Source organism: Selenomonas sp. CM52, assembly GCF_000292955.1.
GTDB lineage: Bacteria > Bacillota > Negativicutes > Selenomonadales > Selenomonadaceae > Selenomonas.
The window spans coordinates 28,261-47,047 of record NZ_ALNM01000024.1 but is presented as its reverse complement, the minus strand read 5'-3'; the positions used below and the strand labels follow the sequence as shown (position 1 = coordinate 47,047).

Here is an 18,787-nt window from a genome sequence, read left to right as displayed (position 1 = left end):
CTTTTTGCCGCCGCGCGGTATACGGATGTGCGTGCGCTGCTCACGCCTGCATTTGCCTCTTGGACGGGGGCTTCTGCCATCGAGGCGGCGGCTTTTCATGATCTCGTGGAGCTTCGCTATGTGTTGGCGGCGTCTCTCGTGCAGCTCGGCGACCATGGGGCGGCGCGTGCAGAAATCGTCCGCATTCGCGAGAGCGCTCCCGCGCATCCGGGCGCGGCGCTGCAGGAGATTTACATCGAGAAGGCCGAGGGCAGGACGCGCACGGAGCTTAAGCATCTCGCGGCGCTCATCTCGTATTTGGAGGAGCGGCTTGCTGAGAAGCTGCCCGCCCCGCTCGCCGCCTACTATCGAAAGTTCCTTGCGGAAAGCTATAGCCTCAGGGGTTCTGCGCTGACGCTTGCGGGAAGTGCTGCAGAGGGCGTCCATGCCTTTCTCGTCGCGAGCCGAATGGAAGCGGATGAAGCGCAGGCCATTGCGGAGTACAGCAATGCGCTCTTCGCGCTCAACTATGTCGCTGTGGAGGAGCGTGCGCCTTTTGCAGGGCTGGCCGAGGGCTTCGATGGATTCTTTTCCGCAGCCGAGCGTATGGCACACACGAGGGCGCGGCATGCGCATGCGCGGCTTCGTATCGGCTATATCTCGCCCGACCTGCGCCGTCACCCCGTCGCCTTCTTCGTGCTGCCGCTCCTTCGCGCTTTCGACCGCGAGCGCTTCGAGGTCTTCTGCTATGCGAACAACAGCGAGGACGCTGTGTCGCGCACGATGGCGCAGCAGCCGGGCGTTCACTGGACGAATATCCTCGGGCTTTTGCCCGAGGAGGCGGCGCGGCTCGTCGCGGCGGACGAGATCGACATCCTCTGCGACCTCTCGGGGCACACGAAGGACAACTGCCTCGCCGTCCTCGCGCGAAAGCCTGCGCCCGTGCAGGTTACAGGGTTAGGCTATATGGGGCCGACGGGGCTTTCGACGATCGACTATTTGCTTGGGGATCGGGTGCTGGATGCGGCGGAGGAAGCGGAAGACGCGGCAGCCGAAAGGTGCCGCCTCGCGGTGGAGGACGGCGCGTCGCAGGGCACGCGGGAAGAGCGGAGCGAGCGTCCGCTCTCCCTGCAGCACAGTCACTTCTGCTACCTGCCGTTCGTCGCGATGCCGGACGTCGCGCCGCCGCCGTGCCTTTCGCGCGGGTATGTCACTTTCGGCTGCTTCAACAACTACAGCAAGGTCACGGACGCGATGCTGCTTCTATGGTGGCAGCTCTTGCTAGATGTGCCGGACGCGCGGCTGCTCTTGAAGAGCAGGCCCTTTGGGAGCGAGGAGGGGCGCTCGCTCGCCGTCGAACGCTTCGAGCGGCTCGGCCTCGATGCGTCGCGTATCGAGCTTCGCGGCTTTTCTTCGGATTACCTCGCCGAGTACGCCGACATGGACATCGCGCTCGACACCGCCCCCTATACGGGCGGCTTGACGACGTGCGAGGCGCTCTATATGGGCGTGCCCGTCGTGACGCTCAAGGGCGGGACGCACGGCGCGAGGTTCGGCGCGAGCTTGCTGCAGAATGCAGGACTTCCCGAGCTGATCGCCGAAGATGCAGCGCAGTACGTGGAAATCGCAAAGCTCCTCGCCAGCTCGCCCGAAACGCTCCAAATGCTCCGAGAAAAACAGCGCGACATGCTCCTCGCCTCACCGCTGATGAACTTTCGCCAATATGTGCAGGAAGTCGAGGCGGCGTACGAAAAAGTATGGCGTCGGTGGATGGGAGGAGATATGCGGGACGGGCAGTAAAAAATTTTGTATGCTGTCGAAAAATATGTTCGAAGGTGGTATAATGACCTTAGAGATACGGGGTTATGGGATCGCGGTCTTTCCAAAAGAGAAGCTCACGCAGTATGCCTTGAATCCGGCGAAAGACAAGCATAAAGCGGAGGCGTTCTATTCCGCCCTCGGGTATCAGATACAAGATGCAGAGGAATTGATGCGGAATGTTTCTCTGCATATCAATGATTTCGCAGCGGTAGAGAAGCCGGACAACGGGTATGGCAAGCGGTTTCAGATTCGGATGGCGCTGACAGGCAAGAATGGAAAGACTGCAAATGTAATGACTGCATGGATTCAAGATAAGGATACAGAGGTCGTTCGATTGATTTCGATTTATGTGACGAGGTGATACTATGGAAATCAAATTGTATGACAGAGTACGTCTTAAGAGCGGTGAGACAGCCAGTATTGTGGAGATTTATGAAGCTGGCGTTGCCTATGAAGCCGATATAGACCGTTCGGATGGCAGAATCGAGACCGATACGATACAGCATGAGGATATTGCAGCTATGATTTCAGAAAGTGCAGCATAAAGGAAGCACAAAAATATGACATTCGACTCCTCGAATATTTAAGCCGCCGCAAGGCGGTTTTCCTTTTTCCTGCACCCTTCTCATTTGACACCTTTCCCTGTTCTATGCTAAACTGAATCACGATTGAGGCGGCTCGGCCGCTTGGGGAAAGCGAGGCGGTTTCGTGCCGATCAAAATACCGAACAGCCTGCCAGCGGCGCATGTGCTGGAGAGCGAGAATATCTTCGTCATGGATGCGGAGCGTGCCTACAGCCAGGACATCCGACCGCTTAGGCTTCTGATCCTGAACCTCATGCCGAACAAGTCGGTGACGGAGACGCAGCTCCTGCGCCTTTTGGGCAATACGCCGCTGCAGGTCGAGGTCGACTTCATCTATACGGAGTCGTATGTGCCGCAGCATACGTCGCAGGACTATCTTGCGGAGTTCTACGGCACGTTTGCCGAGGTGCGCCACAGGAAGTATGACGGCTTCATCATCACGGGCGCGCCCGTCGAGCAGATGGCCTTCGAGCAGGTCGCCTACTGGGACGAGGTCGCCGAGATCATGGAGTGGAGCAAGAAGCACTGCTATTCGTCGTTCCATATTTGCTGGGGCGCACAGGCGGGGCTCTACTACCACTACGGCATCGACAAGCAGGCTACGGGGCAGAAGGTCTTCGGCGTCTACAAGCATCACCTTTGCGTCGAGCACGAACGCCTTTTCCGTGGTTTCGACGATGAGTTCTATGTGCCGCATTCGCGCCATACGGAGATAAAGAAGGCGGACATCGAGCGCGTGCCCGAGCTGACGATCCTCGCGGAGTCAGAGAGCCGCGCGGGCGTCTATGCGATTGCCAATATCGAAAAGAGGCAGTTCTTCATCACGGGTCATGCCGAGTACGATCCGCTTTCCTTGAAGCAGGAGTACGACCGCGATGTGGCGGCGGGGCTTCCGATTGAGATCCCGCAGAATTACTACCCGGAGGACGATCCGACGCGGACGCCCGTCGTGCGCTGGCGCTCGGTAGCGAACCTCTTGTTCGCGAACTGGCTCAACTATTATGTGTACCAGGAGACGCCGTATGAGCTTGACGGGCTTTACCGTGCGTCGGATGATTGAGATTAGGAAGCGCTGATAGAATGAAGTCGCTCAGATGTATGAAGATGAATGACTGAGTTTATCTGTGATTCCATCAGAGAAGGAGTGACGGAAAGACAAGATGAAGATGAAACGATGGCTGGCGGCCGCCCTTCCCCTCGTTTTTCTCGCGGCGACGGCAGAAGCGGCGCCTCATGTGTCGCCGAATATCTACGAATGGGTGCAGTCCTCGGCGCGTGCCAATTACTTTTTCAACAAGCGCGTCATGCACTATGAACTTCTTGAGGGCGGTGTGCTGAACCCGCGCGTGCTTATCGTGCCGACGCTGCAGACATACGATGATGTGGCGATTGCCGATGTCGTTGCTAAGAGGCGCTGGCGCGGCGAATCGCTCGCGGGCTATGACAACCTCGTGGGAGAGGCGGAATACTTGCGCATCGACCTTGCTGCGGGAACTTCGACCCTGGAGCGTGCCGACGACCTCGACGGCACATGGTCGTCCATTACGACGACGTTTCCGAAGAATGTGACGGTCATAAAGGATCTGCCCGAGAAGAGTTTGGAGCGCAAGTTCCTTGAGGCGATCTTGGCTTACGAGCGTGGGCATCGCATGGAGATTGCTGCGCAGACGAAGAAGACGCTGACGTCGGACGATCTGAAACGGCTCGAAGAGCATGAGCGCGAGGATCTGACGACGGTATGGGTGGACGAATCTGCTGGCGCAGCAAAGGAGACGGATTCGAGAGACCATGGGACAGAGGCTGATTGAAAAGGCGGAGAATGAGCATAGCTTGTGCGAGGAGGAGCTTGCCGAGCTTTTGACGTCTTCTGCTGCAGAAGAGCCTCTTGCTGCCGCTGCCGACCGCGTGCGGCGAAAGTATGTGGGCGACGGCGTGCATCTTCGCGGACTCATCGAGTTTACGAATATCTGCCGACGCAGCTGCTTTTACTGCGGTCTGCGGCGCGAAAATGAAAGGGCGGAGCGCTATCGTCTGCGCCCGCGGGAGATCGTGCGTCTGGCACGAAATGCACGCGGCTATGGCTATCGGACGGTTGTGCTGCAGGGGGGCGAGGACGGCTATTGGCATGTCGAGCGGCTCGCCCCGATCCTGCGCGAAATACGGGCTTTGGGGCTTGTCATCACGCTTTCCATCGGCGAGCGCACAGAAGAGGAGTATCGTGCGCTCAAGGAAGCGGGGGCAAGCCGTTTTTTGCTTCGTATCGAGACGACGGATCGCGAGCTTTACGAAAGGTTCGATCCAGGCATGAGCTGGGAGGCGCGCCGCGCATGTCTCGCCTCTCTGCGTGCGCTCGGCTACGAGGTCGGCACGGGTTCGCTCGTGGGACTGCCTGGGCAGTCAGTCGAGTCTCTGGCTCGCGATATTCTCTTTTTCCAGGAGCTCGATGCGGACATGGTGGGCATCGGCCCCTTCATACCGAACGGCGATACGCCGCTCGGCGAGGCGGCGGCGGGCGACATTCACTTGACGCGGCGCATGGTTTCACTCTTGCGGCTGCTCCTGCCCGAGGCGAACATTCCGGCGACGACGGCTATGGAAACCTTGGAGCGCGGCGCACGTTCGCTCATCCTGCGCTCGGGTGCGAACGTCGTCATGCCGAATGTGACGGAGGGAGATTTTCGCCGCAAGTATGCGCTCTATCCGGGCAAGGCGTGCGTCAAGGATACGCCCGAGCATTGCCGCGCGTGCTTGGGCGCACAGCTTTCGGCCATCGGCCGCTTCGTCGCCGAGGATGCGGGTTTTCGGCGCAGGAGAAGTATAGATTTGTGAGGTGTTTGCTTTGAAGATGAATGGGGCGCAGGCGGTTTTGGAAAGCCTGCGCAAGGAGGGCGTGCGCGTTGTTTTCGGCTATCCGGGCGGCGCGGTGCTTGACCTCTACGATGCGATTTACACGGAGAAGTTTCCCCATATCCTCGTGCGTCACGAGCAGGGAGCGGCTCATGCGGCGGACGGCTATGCGCGTGCGACGGGCGAGGTCGGCGTGTGCCTGGCGACGTCCGGCCCCGGCGGTACGAACCTCGTGACGGGCATCGCGACGGCGTATATGGATTCTGTCCCGCTCGTCTGTATCACGGGGCAGGTCGGCAATCCTTACATCGGCAAGGATTCCTTCCAGGAGGCGGACATCTGCGGCATCACGACGCCGATCACGAAGCACAACTACCTCGTGAAAGCGGCGCAGGATTTGCCGCAGGTGCTGAAGGAAGCATTTTTCATCGCGCGCACGGGGCGTCCAGGGCCGGTCACGGTCGACATCGCCAAGGATGTCTTCACGCAGGAGATAGATTATGTCTATCCCGAGAAGGTGCAATTGAAGGGCTATACGGCAGACTTCACGGGCGAGATGGCGGAGGTCGAGGCGGCGGCGGCGGCAATCGCCGAGGCGAAGCGGCCGCTTCTCATCCTCGGCGGCGGCGTGACACTCTCGAACACGGCCGAGAATGTGCGCGAGATTCTAGATCTCACGGGAATTCCGTCGGTGACGACGCTCATGGGCATCGGCTGCGTGCCGGCCGCACGCGAAAACTTCCTCGGCATGGCGGGCATGCACGGCACATATGCGGCGAACATGGCAATTCAGGAGTGCGATCTGCTCATCGCCGTCGGCATGCGTTTCGATGACCGCGTGACGAGCCGTGTTGCAGGATTTGCACCGCGCGCAAAGATCGTGCACTTCGAGGTCGATCCTGTCGAGGTGAACAAGAATGTCGTCGCTGACTGCCGCGTGCTCGGCGACCTGCGCTGGTCGCTGCCGCTCCTCAAGGAGAAGCTGGCCGCGCTCGGCGATCTGCGCGCACGCTTTTCCGGGTGGAGTCGCTACACGGTCGAGATGAACAATGAGCAGCCGCTTTCCTACAAGAAGAAGGAAGGCTGCGTCATGCCGCAGCAGCTCATTGAGACGGTCAGCGAGCTTGCCGCTGACGATGCGATCATCGTGACCGACGTCGGACAGCATCAGATGTGGGCGGCACAGTACTACGATGCGAAGGAGCCGCGCCGCTTCCTGACGTCGGGCGGTCTCGGCACGATGGGCTACGGTCTGCCCGCCGCCATCGGCGCGAAGGTCGCGCGACCCGGACAACAGGTCATCCTCTTCACGGGCGACGGCAGCATCATGATGAACTGTCAGGAGATGGCGACGGCGGCGGCGAACGGCGTTGCCGTGAAGATCATCATCGTACACAACCGCGTGCTCGGCATGGTCACGCAGTGGCAGCGCATGTTCTATGACAAGCATTACTCCCAGACGCTCCTGCCGGGCAGCACGGACTTCGTAAAGCTCGCCGAGGCGATGGGTGTGGGGGCTTGCCGCCTCCAAGATCCGGCAAGTCTCAAGGCGGATCTGGCAGCGGCCTTGACAAGCGATGCGCCGATGCTCATCGACGTCATAGTACCGGGCAACGTCGACGTCCTGCCGATGGTGCCGGGCGGCAAGAGTCTCGATGAGATGGTTTTGGAGAGCGAGTAAGGGAGACACTGGGATGAATGAGGAGGAGCTGCGGCTGATCGGTCAGCTGCAGGAGGCGGCTGCTGCGGGAAAGGCAGAAGCATTTCGGATAGCGGTTCTGGCGCTCATGGAAGCGTACAACCGTGCGCCCGATGAGGCCCTTTTTTCTCTGCTGCATGATCTGCTCTATGTGCCGAATGCCGATGCTATGCGCGTGAACTATGAAAGGGCACGCGCAGCGCTTTTCGACAGGGCGGTGAGATTGTCGGAAGTGGTGTCATCTCCGCAGGAGTTTCCCTCGTATGAGGAACTGCCATGCCGCTTGTTCCCCATCGATGCGGATGCTTCCGTATTTTTCTTGAATGAAGGAAAGTGCTTCTTGCTTCATGAAGGCGGTACGCGCCTTTTGGATGCCATACAGAAAATGCTGCTTGATGCGCCGGAGGCCGAGCTTCTTGTGCTCATGGCGGACGCTCTGCGCGAGCAGCGCACGAATGCTCTTAGGCGGCAGCTTTTCTCGTGGCTTGAGCAGTGCTCCTTTCCTCCTGGGGCGAAAGCGGCATTGGCGGAATTTGCCGCTTTGAGCCGGGATGAAGCGGAACCTCTTTTCCTCGAGGCGGTTTTTCGCTTTGCCGCAGGCGATCTGCCCGGGGCGCGTGCCTTGGCGGAGCGTGCGTATGCGCTTCGTTCCGTTCATGTGGGATTGTGGCAGCTGCTTGTCGATATTTATGATGCACAGGGCGAGGAGGAGCTTGCTGCACGCTTCAAGGGACTTTGTCACAAGCATACGGGGGAATTGCGGGGGACGGCTCTTCGTCTTGAGGTCGCGGCTGTGCGGCATGCTTTTCTGATGGGAAGGCTGACGGTCTTTCAGACGCCCTTTTACGAGGAAGTTGAGCTGCTTTCGCAGGGAGGGGTGGAGGCGCATCGGCACACGTTGTTCGGTAGGTTTCTCCTTTCACCGGAAAAGAGAGGGAGAAGGCTGTGGTGCGGCATCTACAATACCGATATCTTTTTCAATATGCGTGCTGTGCGTTTGGCTCATCTGGAGTATTCGGGTGAAGAAGATATGGAGCTTTACTCGAATATCACCTTCGACCTGCGCAAGGCGATGACTGCGACTTCGTTGACCGTTCATGTATCACCTGATGTGCCCGTTCTTGTCGCCGCCACCATTGCACCGTTCAAATCTCAGATGAAGACTGCCATCACGCTCGATGATGGGCAGAAGCGCGGAGATTTCTATACGGGGATCGGGGAATTCGGCCTTTTGCGCATGGAGAGAGACACGCGCCTCATCGCTTCGGAAGGATCTTTCGTCGCGACGGAACCTGTGCGGCTCGTGCACAGTCCCAAGCGCAAGCGCCTCATTTTGAATCTTCTGCTCGACGGCTTGTCTTGGACGGCGATGCGCCGCGATGGATTCCACGCCATGCCGAATCTCATGCGCTTTTTTTCCAAAGGCGTGATCTTTGATCAGGCTTTTTCCGTCGCTGAGTACACATTTGCTTCTCTCAGTACGATGGAAACGGGAATGCATATGCATAGAAGCCAGGTTTTCCATGGGGATGTGTGGATGGAAATCCCTGCCGAAAACAAGGTGCTTTCCGAGCGCATGAAGGCGCTTGGCTACCATTGCGTGCAAATCATGGGAGATGCCACAGGCATAGACAATGGGCTTAAACGCGGTTATGACCGCATCGTCGCAGCTCCGTACGTCACGTTTCCGGCGTACGAGGGCGTCAAGCGGACGATCGATCATCTTGACGCTTTTGATGAATGCGACAATTATGTATTCCTGCATGTGTCGGACTCGCATCCGGTCGTTTCCTATGCCATTCCGCCCCAGCCGAAAACGCAGGCGAAGCTTCCTTGGCAGGAACGTGTCTACGAGGGCGCGCCTAGGGAAAGGGCATTTGATCTCAATGGAAAACTGCGCAATGTGTATGACAACATGGCTGCCATCGAGCGCATGGATCGGGCGCTCGGTGAGCTTTTCCGCTATATCGAGGATCACTACGGGGAGGATGAGTACATCATCAACGCCTATTCCGACCATGGAGTTTCTATTCACAGCGAAGACCCGTTCTTCTTCAGCGACGAGCGCTGCGGCACGGCGTTCATGATGCGCGGTGCGGGCGTTCCTGCCCTCGGCATGACGGATGAGCTCGTGAGCCTACTCGATCTTCATGCCGTCGTTATGCACGAGGCTGGACTGCCCATGGATGAGACGCTCGATGCGAACCTGCCCGCCGCGTTTGGCGGCCGGGCGCGCAAATATGTGATCTCGAATTCCATCTTCCCGGGGCAGACGTACAAACTTGCAATCCGCACGAAGGAACATGAGTTTCGTTTGGAAACGAAGGAGTTTACGCGCATGGACGGTACGATCGACATGAGCGCCTATGTATGGCGTCTGTATGAGCGAGAGGGGCATCGAGAGATTTGGAGCGATGCCTTGCGCGACAAGTTCCTCGCGATTGCGTGGCAGCATGTGGCATCGTTCGCCCATGTGTGATATGATGAGAGTGTCGCCTGAGATTCCTCCAGGCGGCGGGAAGGGCGGTTGAATCAAACATGATGCAGAAATTTTTCCTTGCGGCGCTCCTCGACAACAAGCCGGGCGTCCTTACGCATATATCGGGGCTGATCAGCCGCCGCGCGTTCAACATCGAGAGCATTTCGGCAGGCTATACGGAAGAGCCGGACGTGACGCGCATCAACATCGTCGTGTCGGTTGAGGATGAGCGCGAACTCGCGCAGGTCACGACGCAGCTCGCGAAGCTCATCGACGTCATCAAGATCGTTAACCTCAGCGAGGTGGACTCGATCAAGCGCGAACTCGTGCTCATCAAGGTGCGGGCGACGAAGGAGACGCGCGCTGACATCATCAACGTCGTCAACATCTTCCGCGCGCGCATCGTCGACGTGAGCAAGGAGAATGTCGTCATTGAGCTGACGGGCGAAGGCGACAAGATCGACGCTCTGTCCGAAGTGCTTTCGGAGTACGGCATCATCGAGATCGCACGCACGGGCGCCATCGCGCTGTCGCGCGGTCCCGTGCCGGTCAAGGAGATGTAAGGGGGACGCAGGATTTATCCGCGTTTCTGTAAGGGGGCAATTCTTTTGTTGGGATGTAAGGATTTCTTCTCTTTTCGTGGTTTCAAGCCGGGCGGCGTGCACCGTTTTGCTCGTCGCGCTTTGCGCACGGCTGCGGCGGCGCTCGCGCTTTCGTATGCGCTGTTGGGGGGCGTGCCCGCGCTTGCTGCGCACGCGCCCGTCGCGGTCGGCGAGCGTGCGCACGACGTCGGACAGACCGAGGTGCATACTGAGCCGCAGCATGCTGGCTCAGCGCGGCGCACGATTGCCTTCGGAAAGCCGTCGCGGGAGAATGTGCCGAACGTCGAGCCAGCGACAGTTGAAGCCGCTGTGCCCGGCGCCGCCCCTGCCGCTTCCCTTGCGCCGCCTGTGCCGCCTGCAACACTCGCCGAGCCGCCCGCTTCCGTGCGCTCGATGACGGCGGACGCGGCGATTCTCATGAACGCGCGTACGGGCGAGGTGCTCTACGAGAAGAACGGCGACAAGCGCGAGTACCCCGCGAGCATGACGAAGATGATGACGTGCATCCTTTCGGTCGAGAGCGGCAGAGCCGACCTCGCCGTGACGATCACGCCGTTTGCCGCCGATGTCGAGACGACGCGCGTGCGCCCCGGCGAGCAGGCGCGGCTTCGAGATCTCACGCGCCAGATGATGCTGATTTCCGACAACGGCGCGGCGCTCGCTATCGCCGAGACGCTCGGCGGCTCGGAAGCGCAGTTCGCGGCGATGATGAATCGGAAGGCGCGGGAGATCGGCGCTTTCCATACGCATTTCGTCAACCCGAACGGCATGCCCGATGCGGACCATTATTCGACGGCGCATGACATCGCCCTCATTGCCGCCTATGGCCTCCGAAATCCTGAGTTCCGCAAGATCGTCGGCACGAAGGCGAGCACGATCTACTACCTGCAGCCCGCAGGCTACAAGACGTACTGCGAGAACACGAATGCGCTGCTCTACTCCTATCCGGGCTGCACGGGACTCAAGACGGGTTGGACGCGTGCGGCAGGGGGCTGCCTCGCAGCATCCGCCATGCGCGGCGATACGGAGCTGATCGCTGTCGTCATGCACTCGAATGACGAGGATACGCGTGCATCGGAGGCCGCCGCGCTCCTCGACTACGGCTTCAGCGCCTTGGCAGAGGGCAGGAAGCGGGAAAGCGCTTGAGGATGTGAGGGGGCATAAGCATGACAAAGTACGATCCGAAGTCCGCACGCGCCGAGGAGTTCATCAACCATGAGGAAATCCTCGCCTCGCTCGCTTGGGCGGAGGATAATAAAGACAATCGCGCACTCGTAGAGACACTTTTGACGCGTGCCCGCGATTGCAAAGGACTCACGCACCGCGAGGCGGCACTGTTGCTCGCCGTCGACGCGCCTGATCTCGTCGAGCGGATGCTCGCGCTCGCCAAGGAGATCAAGGAGGAGCTTTACGGCAAGCGCATCGTGCTCTTTGCACCGCTCTATTTGTCGAATTATTGCGTGAACGGCTGCGTCTACTGTCCCTACCATGCGAAGAACAAGCATATCCATCGCAAGAAGCTCACACAGGACGAGATTCGCCGTGAGGTCATCGCACTGCAGGATATGGGACACAAGAGGCTTGCGCTGGAGACGGGAGAAGACCCGCTGCATAATCCTTTAGAATACGTTCTGGAAAGCATCAAGACGATTTACTCGATCAAGCATAAGAACGGCGCGATCCGCCGCGTGAATGTCAACATCGCGGCGACGACGGTCGAAGACTACCGAAAGCTCAAGGAAGCGGGTATCGGCACTTACATCCTTTTTCAGGAGACGTACCACAAGGAAAACTACGAAAAGCTCCATCCGACAGGCCCGAAGCACGACTACGCATGGCACACGGAGGCGATGGACCGCGCGATGGAGGGCGGTATCGACGACGTGGGCTGCGGCGTGCTCTTCGGTCTCAATATGTACCGCTACGACTTTGTCGGCCTGCTGATGCACGCCGAGCACTTGGAAGCGCGTTTCGGCGTCGGCCCGCATACAATCAGCGTGCCGCGCATCCGGCCGGCGGACGACATCGATCCGGGCGCGTTCTCCAATGCCATCGACGACGATACCTTCGCAAAGATCGTCGCTGTCATCCGCATCGCCGTGCCCTATACGGGCATGATCGTCTCGACGAGAGAATCCGAGGAGAGCCGCAGGCGCGTCCTCGATCTCGGCATCTCGCAGATTTCGGGAGCATCCTCGACGAGCGTCGGCGGCTACGAGAAGAGGGAGAGTCCCGAGGAAAATTCGGCGCAGTTCGACGTCAACGACACGCGCACGCTGGATGAAGTCATCGAATGGCTCTTAGACCTCGGCTATGTGCCGAGCTTCTGCACCGCGTGCTACCGCGCGGGACGCACGGGCGACCGCTTCATGAGCCTGTGTAAGAGCGGGCAGATCAAGAACTGCTGTCTGCCGAACGCTCTGATGACCTTGAAGGAATACTTGGAGGACTACGCGAAGAAGACGACGCAGGAAAAGGGCGAGCGCGTCATACAGGAGCAGTGGCAGGACATCCCGAACCCCGCCGTCAAGAAGAAGGCGGCGCTCTACCTTAAGGAACTCGGCGACGGCATGAGGGACTTCCGCTTTTGAGGGGTGAAGGGAAGAAAAAGGCGCTGCTGCATGGAATGTGTTTGTTCCATGCAGCAGCGCTTTTTTCTTGAATTGATCGAATGATGAAGATTCATCTGAATTGACAAAAACCACAGTTGAAATGAGGAAATTCCACATTAGACTTGTGATTTTTTCAGGAAAGTGTATAATTGGTTTTAGGAAATGGGGGATTATCATGTTGGTGCAATTCAGGTTCAAAAATTTCAAGTCGTTTCGTGACGAGGCGGTGTTGGATTTGTCTGCTGCCAAGATGACGGAATTCTCCGAGCGGGTCGTGTCGATCGGTGGAGAACGCCTTCTGAGGACTGCGGCTATATACGGAGCAAATGCCAGCGGCAAGTCCAATGTTTATGAGGCTTTGCTCTATATGTCTGTGTATGTGATGGATTCGTTCAACTATGGAGACGAGAGAGAGAGATTTGTGCAATACAGGCCAATTCCTTTTTTGTTTGATTCGACGTCAGCAGATGAGGAATCCTTATTTGAAGTCTATTTTATGCTCCCCGAAGATTCCAGGGAAAAGATGTATCATTACGGATTTTGTGTAAATCATGATGGCGTCACGGAAGAGTGGCTCAATACAAAGGCGAAGACGGCCAGAAAATACAATCCTGTATTCTATCGTAATGAAAAAGAGGGAGAAAAGGATCTGGACTTATCCGGTTTGACGAAAAGCGGCAGGGAGAATGTCAGAGCGGCTCTGGATTCACGCACCCTTATCGTTTCTCTTGGTGCAAAGCTCAAAGTTGAGGTATGTAAGATGGTTAGGGATTGGTTTTTGGTAAATGAATTTTCTAATTTCGGAAATCCAAGAGTGAATGCTCGCCTTTCGCAAAGAGTGCCGAACGGATTTATTGAAGACAAGGCTGTACAGCAGAGAGTGGTTGCTTATTTTGCAAGCTTTGACAGCAGCATCAAAGATTTTCGAGTGGAAAAACTGCCTCCTGATGAAACGGTGCAGGGAGAGCGTTATAGGATCGATGCGCTTCATAAAAAATTTGACTGTGACGATATAGCGGCGATTCCTCTTGGATGGGAATCGGCAGGAACTTTGAAGATGTTTGCCCTATACCCTGAACTGCAGTCTGTGCTTGCTCATGGCAGCGTTTTCGTCATAGATGAACTCAATGCGCGTCTGCATCCTCTGCTTGTACGTAATTTTCTTTTGCTGTTTCTGAATCCGAAAATCAATGTTCATAATGCGCAGCTTATTTTTACGACGCATGATACATGGCAGCTGTCCAATCGACTGCTTCGCCGTGACGAAATCTGGTTTACGGAGAAGGATGCGCGCGGAGTCTCTACGCTGTATTCTTTGGCGGATATTGCCGATGAAGATGGGGCGCGCATTCGCAAGGATGTGAGTTATGAGAAGAATTATTTGCTTGGTAAGTACGGAGCCATTCCTGCCTTGAGAGACATGAATGTTCTTGAGGAGGTTTGAAATGGCGCGAAAAGATCGGATGCCGAAGCGTGAGAAGCGCGGAAAAAGAGGGGCGCTTAAGAAGTCTGAGATGAAATATTATCTCATCGTTACGGATACGGAGGCGACGGAGCGCCATTATTTCGAAGGATTGCGCCGTAATTTGCCGCTAGATGCGCAGGAAAAGCTTTGTATCAAAGTATATAATGTAAAAACTGATAAAATGCTCGAAAAATGCAGGGAGCTTGCAGCATACGAAGCACAGCATCGTATGCTTTGGATTGTCTTTGATAGAGATCAGGTGCCGAGATTCGATGAAATCATTACTGAGGCGGAACGCAGCGATATAAATGTCGCTTGGTCAAACCCGTGCTTTGAAATCTGGTTGTTCGCTTACTTCGGGAATATGCCGACTTTGCTGGAATCGCAAAAATGCTGCAGTGAATTTGGACACATTTATGAAAGAGAAACGGGGCAAAAGTATAAGAAAGCTGATGAGAATCTGTACGAAAAAGTCTATGGAAATGGTGATGAAGAAGGTGCATTGAGGCTGGCGAAACAAAGATTGGAACAGCATGCAAGAGAGGGAAAGGAGAAGCCTTCTGAAATGTGCCCGGCGACCGCGGTGCATCAACTGGTCGGCGAGATTCGAGGCACCGGAAGAGACGCCACTGATCTATCACCGGATATGGAATGACTTGTTTAAGAAACTACACCACAAACGTCCAATTCGTGGACATTGTGCGCCGCCTTTAATGAAGGATAAAGAAAATCCTGTTGGCATGGTATATGCCAGCAGGATTTTCTTTGTATACATCGTCCGAACTCGTTATCCTTCCACCGTCATGGCGGCGGCGAGGGCGGCGCCGAGGGCGGAGCCGGTGTTTTCAAGGACGATGTGGATCTTTTCTGCTTCGTCGCCGAGGAGGTCGGCGAGCGCCTTCTTGAGATTTTCGGCGACGAGGGGCATCTTCTCGTAGACGGAGCCGTCGATGGCGATGTGCTGTTCCTTGATCGCCGCCCCATGTGCGCGATGGCGCACGATGCCTGCGAAGGTCGCGGCGACGAGGCGGGCGGAGCGTGCGATGATGATGCCCGCGAGATCTTGCAGCAGGTTCAGCTCAAGCGCGTTGAATTTCTCGCCCGTCTTTTCTTCGAGGATGGCAGCGGCTTCGTGACGGTCGAGGTAGGCGTCGGCGACGATCGTGGAAAGGTCGATGCTCGTGAAGGAGAAAGGAGCTGCCTTGCCGAGGATGTCGGCGAGCGCCTCGCCGTAGATTTCGCCGAGGTAGCGTCCCGATACCATCTTTTCGAGGTGCTGTGCGCCGGGCTTTTCGGAGGTTTCGTCGATGTGCCTGTCATACTTCGTCGGGCGCAGCTTGCCGAAGCCGCCCGACTCCATGTTGATGACGGTGGGCGTCTCGGAGCTGTCCGTGAATTCCTCGAAGTAGCAGGTGTTCTGCCCTGTGGCGTAGATTGAGCCGATGTAGGCGTTTGGCTTCTTGTAGGCGGCGGCGAGGAGCGTGGCGACGGTGTCGTTGATGACGGCGACGGGGATGACGTTTCGTGCGCCGCGCCGTGCGAGGGCTTCTTTCAGAAGGTCGTTGACGACCTTGCCCTCGACGCCCTGCGTCGCGAACTCCTTCGTCCAAGTGATGAGCTTGGCATTGTAGAGGTCGGTCTGTACCGACGGGAAGGAGAAGGTGTGACCGAGCAGGTACGTCGTCGAGCGGTTGCTCTCGATGGCTTCGTCGATGAGTTCGGCGAGGAAGTCGAACATCTCCTCGGCGGTGGCGCTTTCCGATACGTAGTCGTAGACGCCCGGCTCGGTCAGGGGCTTCGCCGCCTTCTTGATGAGCTGGTACCTGCCGCCTCCGTGCAGCAGGATGTGCAGGGCGCGTACGTTCGTGCCGCCGAAATCAAGCGCGAGGAAATCGCCGATTTCCTTGCCTGTCGGCAGGGCGACGTAGGAGCGCAGCATGCGCAGCGTGGAATCTTCGCCCTCAAGTCCCGCCTGCATTTCCGCCTCGAAGTCGGCGGAAATCTTCTGAAGCTCGTCGTCACTGATGCTGAAGGCGGCGAGCACCTCGTCGTATTTCTTCTTGTCCATGGTCATGGCTGCTCCTCCTTTAAAATGAGGGTTTCTCCGCTGAGCGGACCCCGGGTGGTCAACGTCAGCCAATCGCGCTTCGCCTTCGGCTCGCGTTCTTGGGACGTTTTCACATGCGACCTACTGCCTGTGCGGCTGCGCCCTTCGGGCTTGCCTTACAGATAGGTCAGCATCATTGCGCCGACGCTCGGGAAAACTTCCTTCGCCTGCTTTTGAATCGCTTCTCGCGCCGTCGTCAGCGTATAGCCGTCGAATGCCTTGAGCATCGGCAGGTCGTTCGTCTCGTCGCCGATGGCGAAAACTTCCGCGCCGTCCCAGCCCATGACGGAGAGCAGCGTGCGTATGCCCTGATCCTTGCCGACGCCGACGGGCGTGATGTCGAGACTGCAGGCGTTCGGGTAGGCGTGGATCTTATCGCCGAGCCTCGCGTTGAGCGCGGCGGCGCAGGCGTCGGATTCGGCGGGAAGCGGGAAGCCCATGGAGAACTGCTGGATCTTCTTGAGCGTGCCGATCTCGGATTCTTCAATGTAGATGATGGGATAGTCCCATTCCTTTGCTTCGCGCTCGATCCAAGAGCCTTCCGATTGGTGGCAAAGGTACGTCACGTCGGCTGCTGAAAAGGCAAAGTGGAAGGATTTCGCCGCCAGAGGCTCTTCGGCAATGGAAACGAGGGCGGCCGGCTCGATCTCGGCCTGGAAGCGCACCGTCTCTTTCGCGTCGCGGATGATGCCGCCGTTGTTGCAGACCGTGTAGTCAAATTCCAGCCCGAACGCGAAGAGCTGCGGCACGAGCATGCCGTAGTCGCGCCCCGAGATGACGCCGAACTTGTTGCCCGCCGCACGCCACTTCTTGACGGCCTGCAGCGTTTCCTCGTCGATCTTGCCGCCCCTGAGGAGCGTCCCGTCGTAATCGCTTGCAGCTACCTTCATTGTATCTCCTCCTCGTAAATCACGGCTTCCAATGGACGAAGCGAAGTCGTCGGCGCGTCCGCATAGCTTCCGGCAAGGCGCGTGCCGCGGAGGAAGTCTGCGGGAAGCGCCGCGTCCTTTGTGCTGAAGTTGACCGCCGTCTTGATGCGCGTCTTCCCCAGTGTGCGCGAGAACGCATAGATCTGCTCGTTTTCTTCTAGAAGCTCTTCATATACGCCGTCCAAAAGAGCAGGAATCGTCTCGCGCAGCTTGGCGAGATGACGGTAGAAGTGCAGTACGGAGTCAGCGTCCTTTTCCTCGGCGGCAGCGTTGAGTGTGCGATAGTTCTCGTTGACGGGCAGCCATGGCGTGCCGCTTGTGAAGCCCGCATGTCTTTCTGCCGTCCACTGCATCGGCGTGCGTGCGTTGTCTCGGCTGTTGAAGTGGACGAAGCCCAGTGCTTCCTCCTTGGAGAAGCCATCTTCCAAAGCGAGCGCGTACTGGCCGTGCGACGAAATGTCGTCGTAGGCGTCGATGGAATCCCAAGCCACGTTCGTCATGCCGAGTTCCTCGCCCTCGTAGATGAAGGGCGTGCCGCGCAGCGTGAAGAGGACGGCGGCGAGAGCCTTGGCCGCGAGCTTCTTGTCCGCGCCTTTGGAGAAGAAGTAATTGACGGAGCGTGCACGGTCGTGGTTCTCGAAGTAGATGGGAAACCAGCCTTCATTGGCGGTGGCGTGCTGGCTAGCCGTGAGCGCGCGCTTGAGCTTCGTGAGAGGCCACGGTTGCGCCTTGTGCCAGCATTCGCCGCCTTCGTAGGGCACGAGGACGTGGCTGAACTCGAAGAGCATGGAGAAGACGCCGTTTTCGCCGACCCACAGCGGCAGTTCCTCGGGCGTGACGCCGTTCGCCTCGCCGACGGTGAAGATGTCGTGCCCGTCGAAAACGCGTGCGCGGAACTCGTGCAGGAAGTCGAGGATGCCCGGCGTGTTCGCCGTCATATCGTGGACGCTCGTCATGCCGTCCGCCGCATCCGGCTCGCCGTCCGCAAAGACGGCGGGCTTCTTGATGTAGGTGATGGCGTCGATGCGGAAGCCGCCGACGCCCTTTGCGAGCCAGAAGTTTGCGGCGGCGAAGAGTGCTTCCCTGACCTCGGGGTTCTCCCAGTTGAGGTCGGGCTGCGCCTCGGCGAAGGTGTGCAGGTAGTATTGGCCGCGCTCCTCGCTGTACGTCCACGCAGAGCCGCCGAAGATGCCGCGCCAGTTCGTCGGGGCGCTGCCGTCTTCCTTCGCGTCGCGCCAGATATACCAGTCGCTCTTCGCGTTCGTGCGGCTCTTCTTCGACTCCAAGAACCACGGGTGTTGATCGGAGGTGTGGTTGTAGACGAGATCCATGACGATGCGCATGCCGCGCTTCTTCGCTTCGGCGATCAGTTTCTCCATGTCGGCGAGCGTGCCGAAATCGGGATGGATGCCGCAATAGTCGCTGATGTCGTAGCCGTTGTCGACCATGGGCGACGGGTAGACGGGCGTGAGCCAAAGCGCGCCCGCGCCGAGCGACCTTAGATAGTCGAGCTTTTCCGTGATGCCGCGAAGATCGCCCGTGCCCTTGCCGTGCGTGTCGTTGAAGCTCTTCGGATAAATCTGGTAGACGGCGGTGTTCTGCCACCAATGCGTTGCTTTCATGCGTTTTTCCTTTCCATTCAGCCCCCTGCCGTGCGGGCAGG

Annotated in this window: 16 protein-coding genes; 13 read left to right on the top strand and 3 right to left on the bottom strand. The window is 58.0% G+C overall.

Translation table 11 applies throughout. From position 1 onward, the window contains the following. From HMPREF1153_RS05815 to HMPREF1153_RS05755, 13 genes are all read left to right on the top strand, one after another. Window positions 1-1,779: O-linked N-acetylglucosamine transferase, SPINDLY family protein (locus tag HMPREF1153_RS05815; RefSeq protein ID WP_009645982.1), on the top strand; the 1,779-nt coding region annotated here is incomplete at its 5' end. A gap of 10 nt (window positions 1,780-1,789) precedes the next feature. Next, window positions 1,790-2,161 carry a DUF6883 domain-containing protein gene (locus tag HMPREF1153_RS13030; RefSeq protein ID WP_232208215.1) on the top strand — a complete coding sequence of 124 codons (372 nt, stop codon included), beginning with the start codon at window positions 1,790-1,792 and terminating at the stop codon, window positions 2,159-2,161. Window positions 2,162-2,165: 4 nt separating this feature from the next. After that, window positions 2,166-2,345: a hypothetical protein gene (locus HMPREF1153_RS05805; RefSeq protein ID WP_006193596.1), complete on the top strand. Its 180-nt coding sequence runs from the start codon at window positions 2,166-2,168 to the stop codon at window positions 2,343-2,345. Between the two features lie 163 nt (window positions 2,346-2,508). After that, window positions 2,509-3,444, top strand: coding sequence for a homoserine O-acetyltransferase MetA (gene metA / locus HMPREF1153_RS05800; protein WP_009645985.1), 936 nt, complete (start codon window positions 2,509-2,511; stop codon window positions 3,442-3,444). Between the two features lie 100 nt (window positions 3,445-3,544). After that, window positions 3,545-4,192: a hypothetical protein gene (locus HMPREF1153_RS05795; protein ID WP_009645978.1), complete on the top strand. Its 648-nt coding sequence runs from the start codon at window positions 3,545-3,547 to the stop codon at window positions 4,190-4,192. Then, a complete protein-coding gene (gene hydE / locus HMPREF1153_RS05790; protein ID WP_009646005.1) occupies window positions 4,173-5,213 on the top strand; it encodes a [FeFe] hydrogenase H-cluster radical SAM maturase HydE in 1,041 nt (346 codons plus the stop codon). Before HMPREF1153_RS05795 ends, hydE begins: the two co-directional genes overlap by 20 nt. 16 nt (window positions 5,214-5,229) lie before the next feature. After that, a complete protein-coding gene (ilvB, locus tag HMPREF1153_RS05785) occupies window positions 5,230-6,912 on the top strand; it encodes a biosynthetic-type acetolactate synthase large subunit (protein ID WP_037370020.1) in 1,683 nt (560 codons plus the stop codon). Window positions 6,913-6,925: 13 nt separating this feature from the next. Beyond that, on the top strand, window positions 6,926-9,409 hold the full coding sequence (locus tag HMPREF1153_RS05780) for a sulfatase-like hydrolase/transferase (protein ID WP_009646009.1): 2,484 nt from the start codon (window positions 6,926-6,928) through the stop codon (window positions 9,407-9,409). 62 nt (window positions 9,410-9,471) lie between these two features. Beyond that, on the top strand, window positions 9,472-9,972 hold the full coding sequence (ilvN, locus tag HMPREF1153_RS05775; protein ID WP_037367896.1) for an acetolactate synthase small subunit: 501 nt from the start codon (window positions 9,472-9,474) through the stop codon (window positions 9,970-9,972). A gap of 45 nt (window positions 9,973-10,017) precedes the next feature. Continuing rightward, the gene (locus HMPREF1153_RS05770) at window positions 10,018-11,157 is read left to right on the top strand and encodes a D-alanyl-D-alanine carboxypeptidase family protein (RefSeq protein WP_009645997.1); all 1,140 of its coding nucleotides are present in this window, start codon (window positions 10,018-10,020) and stop codon (window positions 11,155-11,157) included. 20 nt (window positions 11,158-11,177) lie between these two features. After that, entirely contained in the window at window positions 11,178-12,602 is a 1,425-nt protein-coding gene (gene hydG, locus HMPREF1153_RS05765) for a [FeFe] hydrogenase H-cluster radical SAM maturase HydG (RefSeq protein ID WP_009645986.1), read from the top strand. A gap of 196 nt (window positions 12,603-12,798) precedes the next feature. After that, the gene (locus tag HMPREF1153_RS05760; RefSeq protein ID WP_009645992.1) at window positions 12,799-14,067 is read left to right on the top strand and encodes an AAA family ATPase; all 1,269 of its coding nucleotides are present in this window, start codon (window positions 12,799-12,801) and stop codon (window positions 14,065-14,067) included. A 1-nt stretch (window position 14,068) separates the two neighbouring features. After that, window positions 14,069-14,743, top strand: coding sequence for an RloB family protein (locus HMPREF1153_RS05755; RefSeq protein WP_009645995.1), 675 nt, complete (start codon window positions 14,069-14,071; stop codon window positions 14,741-14,743). A 132-nt stretch (window positions 14,744-14,875) separates the two neighbouring features. Here the strand turns inward: HMPREF1153_RS05755 and HMPREF1153_RS05750 are convergent, their stop codons facing one another. The 3 genes from HMPREF1153_RS05750 to HMPREF1153_RS05740 all read right to left on the bottom strand — a co-directional run bounded on the left by HMPREF1153_RS05750 (window position 14,876) and on the right by HMPREF1153_RS05740 (window position 18,746). Further along, a complete protein-coding gene (locus HMPREF1153_RS05750; RefSeq protein WP_009646000.1) occupies window positions 14,876-16,162 on the bottom strand; it encodes a hexokinase in 1,287 nt (428 codons plus the stop codon). A 149-nt stretch (window positions 16,163-16,311) separates the two neighbouring features. Next, window positions 16,312-17,085, bottom strand: a complete 774-nt coding sequence (locus HMPREF1153_RS05745) for an HAD-IIB family hydrolase (protein WP_009646001.1) — start codon at window positions 17,083-17,085, stop codon at window positions 16,312-16,314. Next, a complete protein-coding gene (locus tag HMPREF1153_RS05740) occupies window positions 17,082-18,746 on the bottom strand; it encodes a glycoside hydrolase family 13 protein (RefSeq protein ID WP_009645981.1) in 1,665 nt (554 codons plus the stop codon). Before HMPREF1153_RS05740 ends, HMPREF1153_RS05745 begins: the two co-directional genes overlap by 4 nt. Window positions 18,747-18,787 lie beyond the last annotated feature (41 nt).

What these genes read in the sequence shown, in the direction of transcription:
- ilvB (WP_037370020.1), top strand. Translation starts at nt 5,230, where the DNA reads ATGAATGGGGCGCAGGCGGTTTTGGAAAGCCTGCGCAAGGAGGGCGTG.
- ilvN (WP_037367896.1), top strand. Translation starts at nt 9,472, where the DNA reads ATGCAGAAATTTTTCCTTGCGGCGCTCCTCGACAACAAGCCGGGCGTC.
- hydG (WP_009645986.1), top strand. Translation starts at nt 11,178, where the DNA reads ATGACAAAGTACGATCCGAAGTCCGCACGCGCCGAGGAGTTCATCAAC.
- HMPREF1153_RS05740 (WP_009645981.1), bottom strand. Translation starts at nt 18,746, where the DNA reads ATGAAAGCAACGCATTGGTGGCAGAACACCGCCGTCTACCAGATTTAT.
- HMPREF1153_RS05750 (WP_009646000.1), bottom strand. Translation starts at nt 16,162, where the DNA reads ATGACCATGGACAAGAAGAAATACGACGAGGTGCTCGCCGCCTTCAGC.
- HMPREF1153_RS05795 (WP_009645978.1), top strand. Translation starts at nt 3,545, where the DNA reads ATGAAGATGAAACGATGGCTGGCGGCCGCCCTTCCCCTCGTTTTTCTC.
- HMPREF1153_RS05760 (WP_009645992.1), top strand. Translation starts at nt 12,799, where the DNA reads ATGTTGGTGCAATTCAGGTTCAAAAATTTCAAGTCGTTTCGTGACGAG.
- hydE (WP_009646005.1), top strand. Translation starts at nt 4,173, where the DNA reads ATGGGACAGAGGCTGATTGAAAAGGCGGAGAATGAGCATAGCTTGTGC.
- HMPREF1153_RS05780 (WP_009646009.1), top strand. Translation starts at nt 6,926, where the DNA reads ATGAATGAGGAGGAGCTGCGGCTGATCGGTCAGCTGCAGGAGGCGGCT.
- HMPREF1153_RS05755 (WP_009645995.1), top strand. Translation starts at nt 14,069, where the DNA reads ATGGCGCGAAAAGATCGGATGCCGAAGCGTGAGAAGCGCGGAAAAAGA.
- HMPREF1153_RS05745 (WP_009646001.1), bottom strand. Translation starts at nt 17,085, where the DNA reads ATGAAGGTAGCTGCAAGCGATTACGACGGGACGCTCCTCAGGGGCGGC.
- HMPREF1153_RS13030 (WP_232208215.1), top strand. Translation starts at nt 1,790, where the DNA reads ATGCTGTCGAAAAATATGTTCGAAGGTGGTATAATGACCTTAGAGATA.
- HMPREF1153_RS05805 (WP_006193596.1), top strand. Translation starts at nt 2,166, where the DNA reads ATGGAAATCAAATTGTATGACAGAGTACGTCTTAAGAGCGGTGAGACA.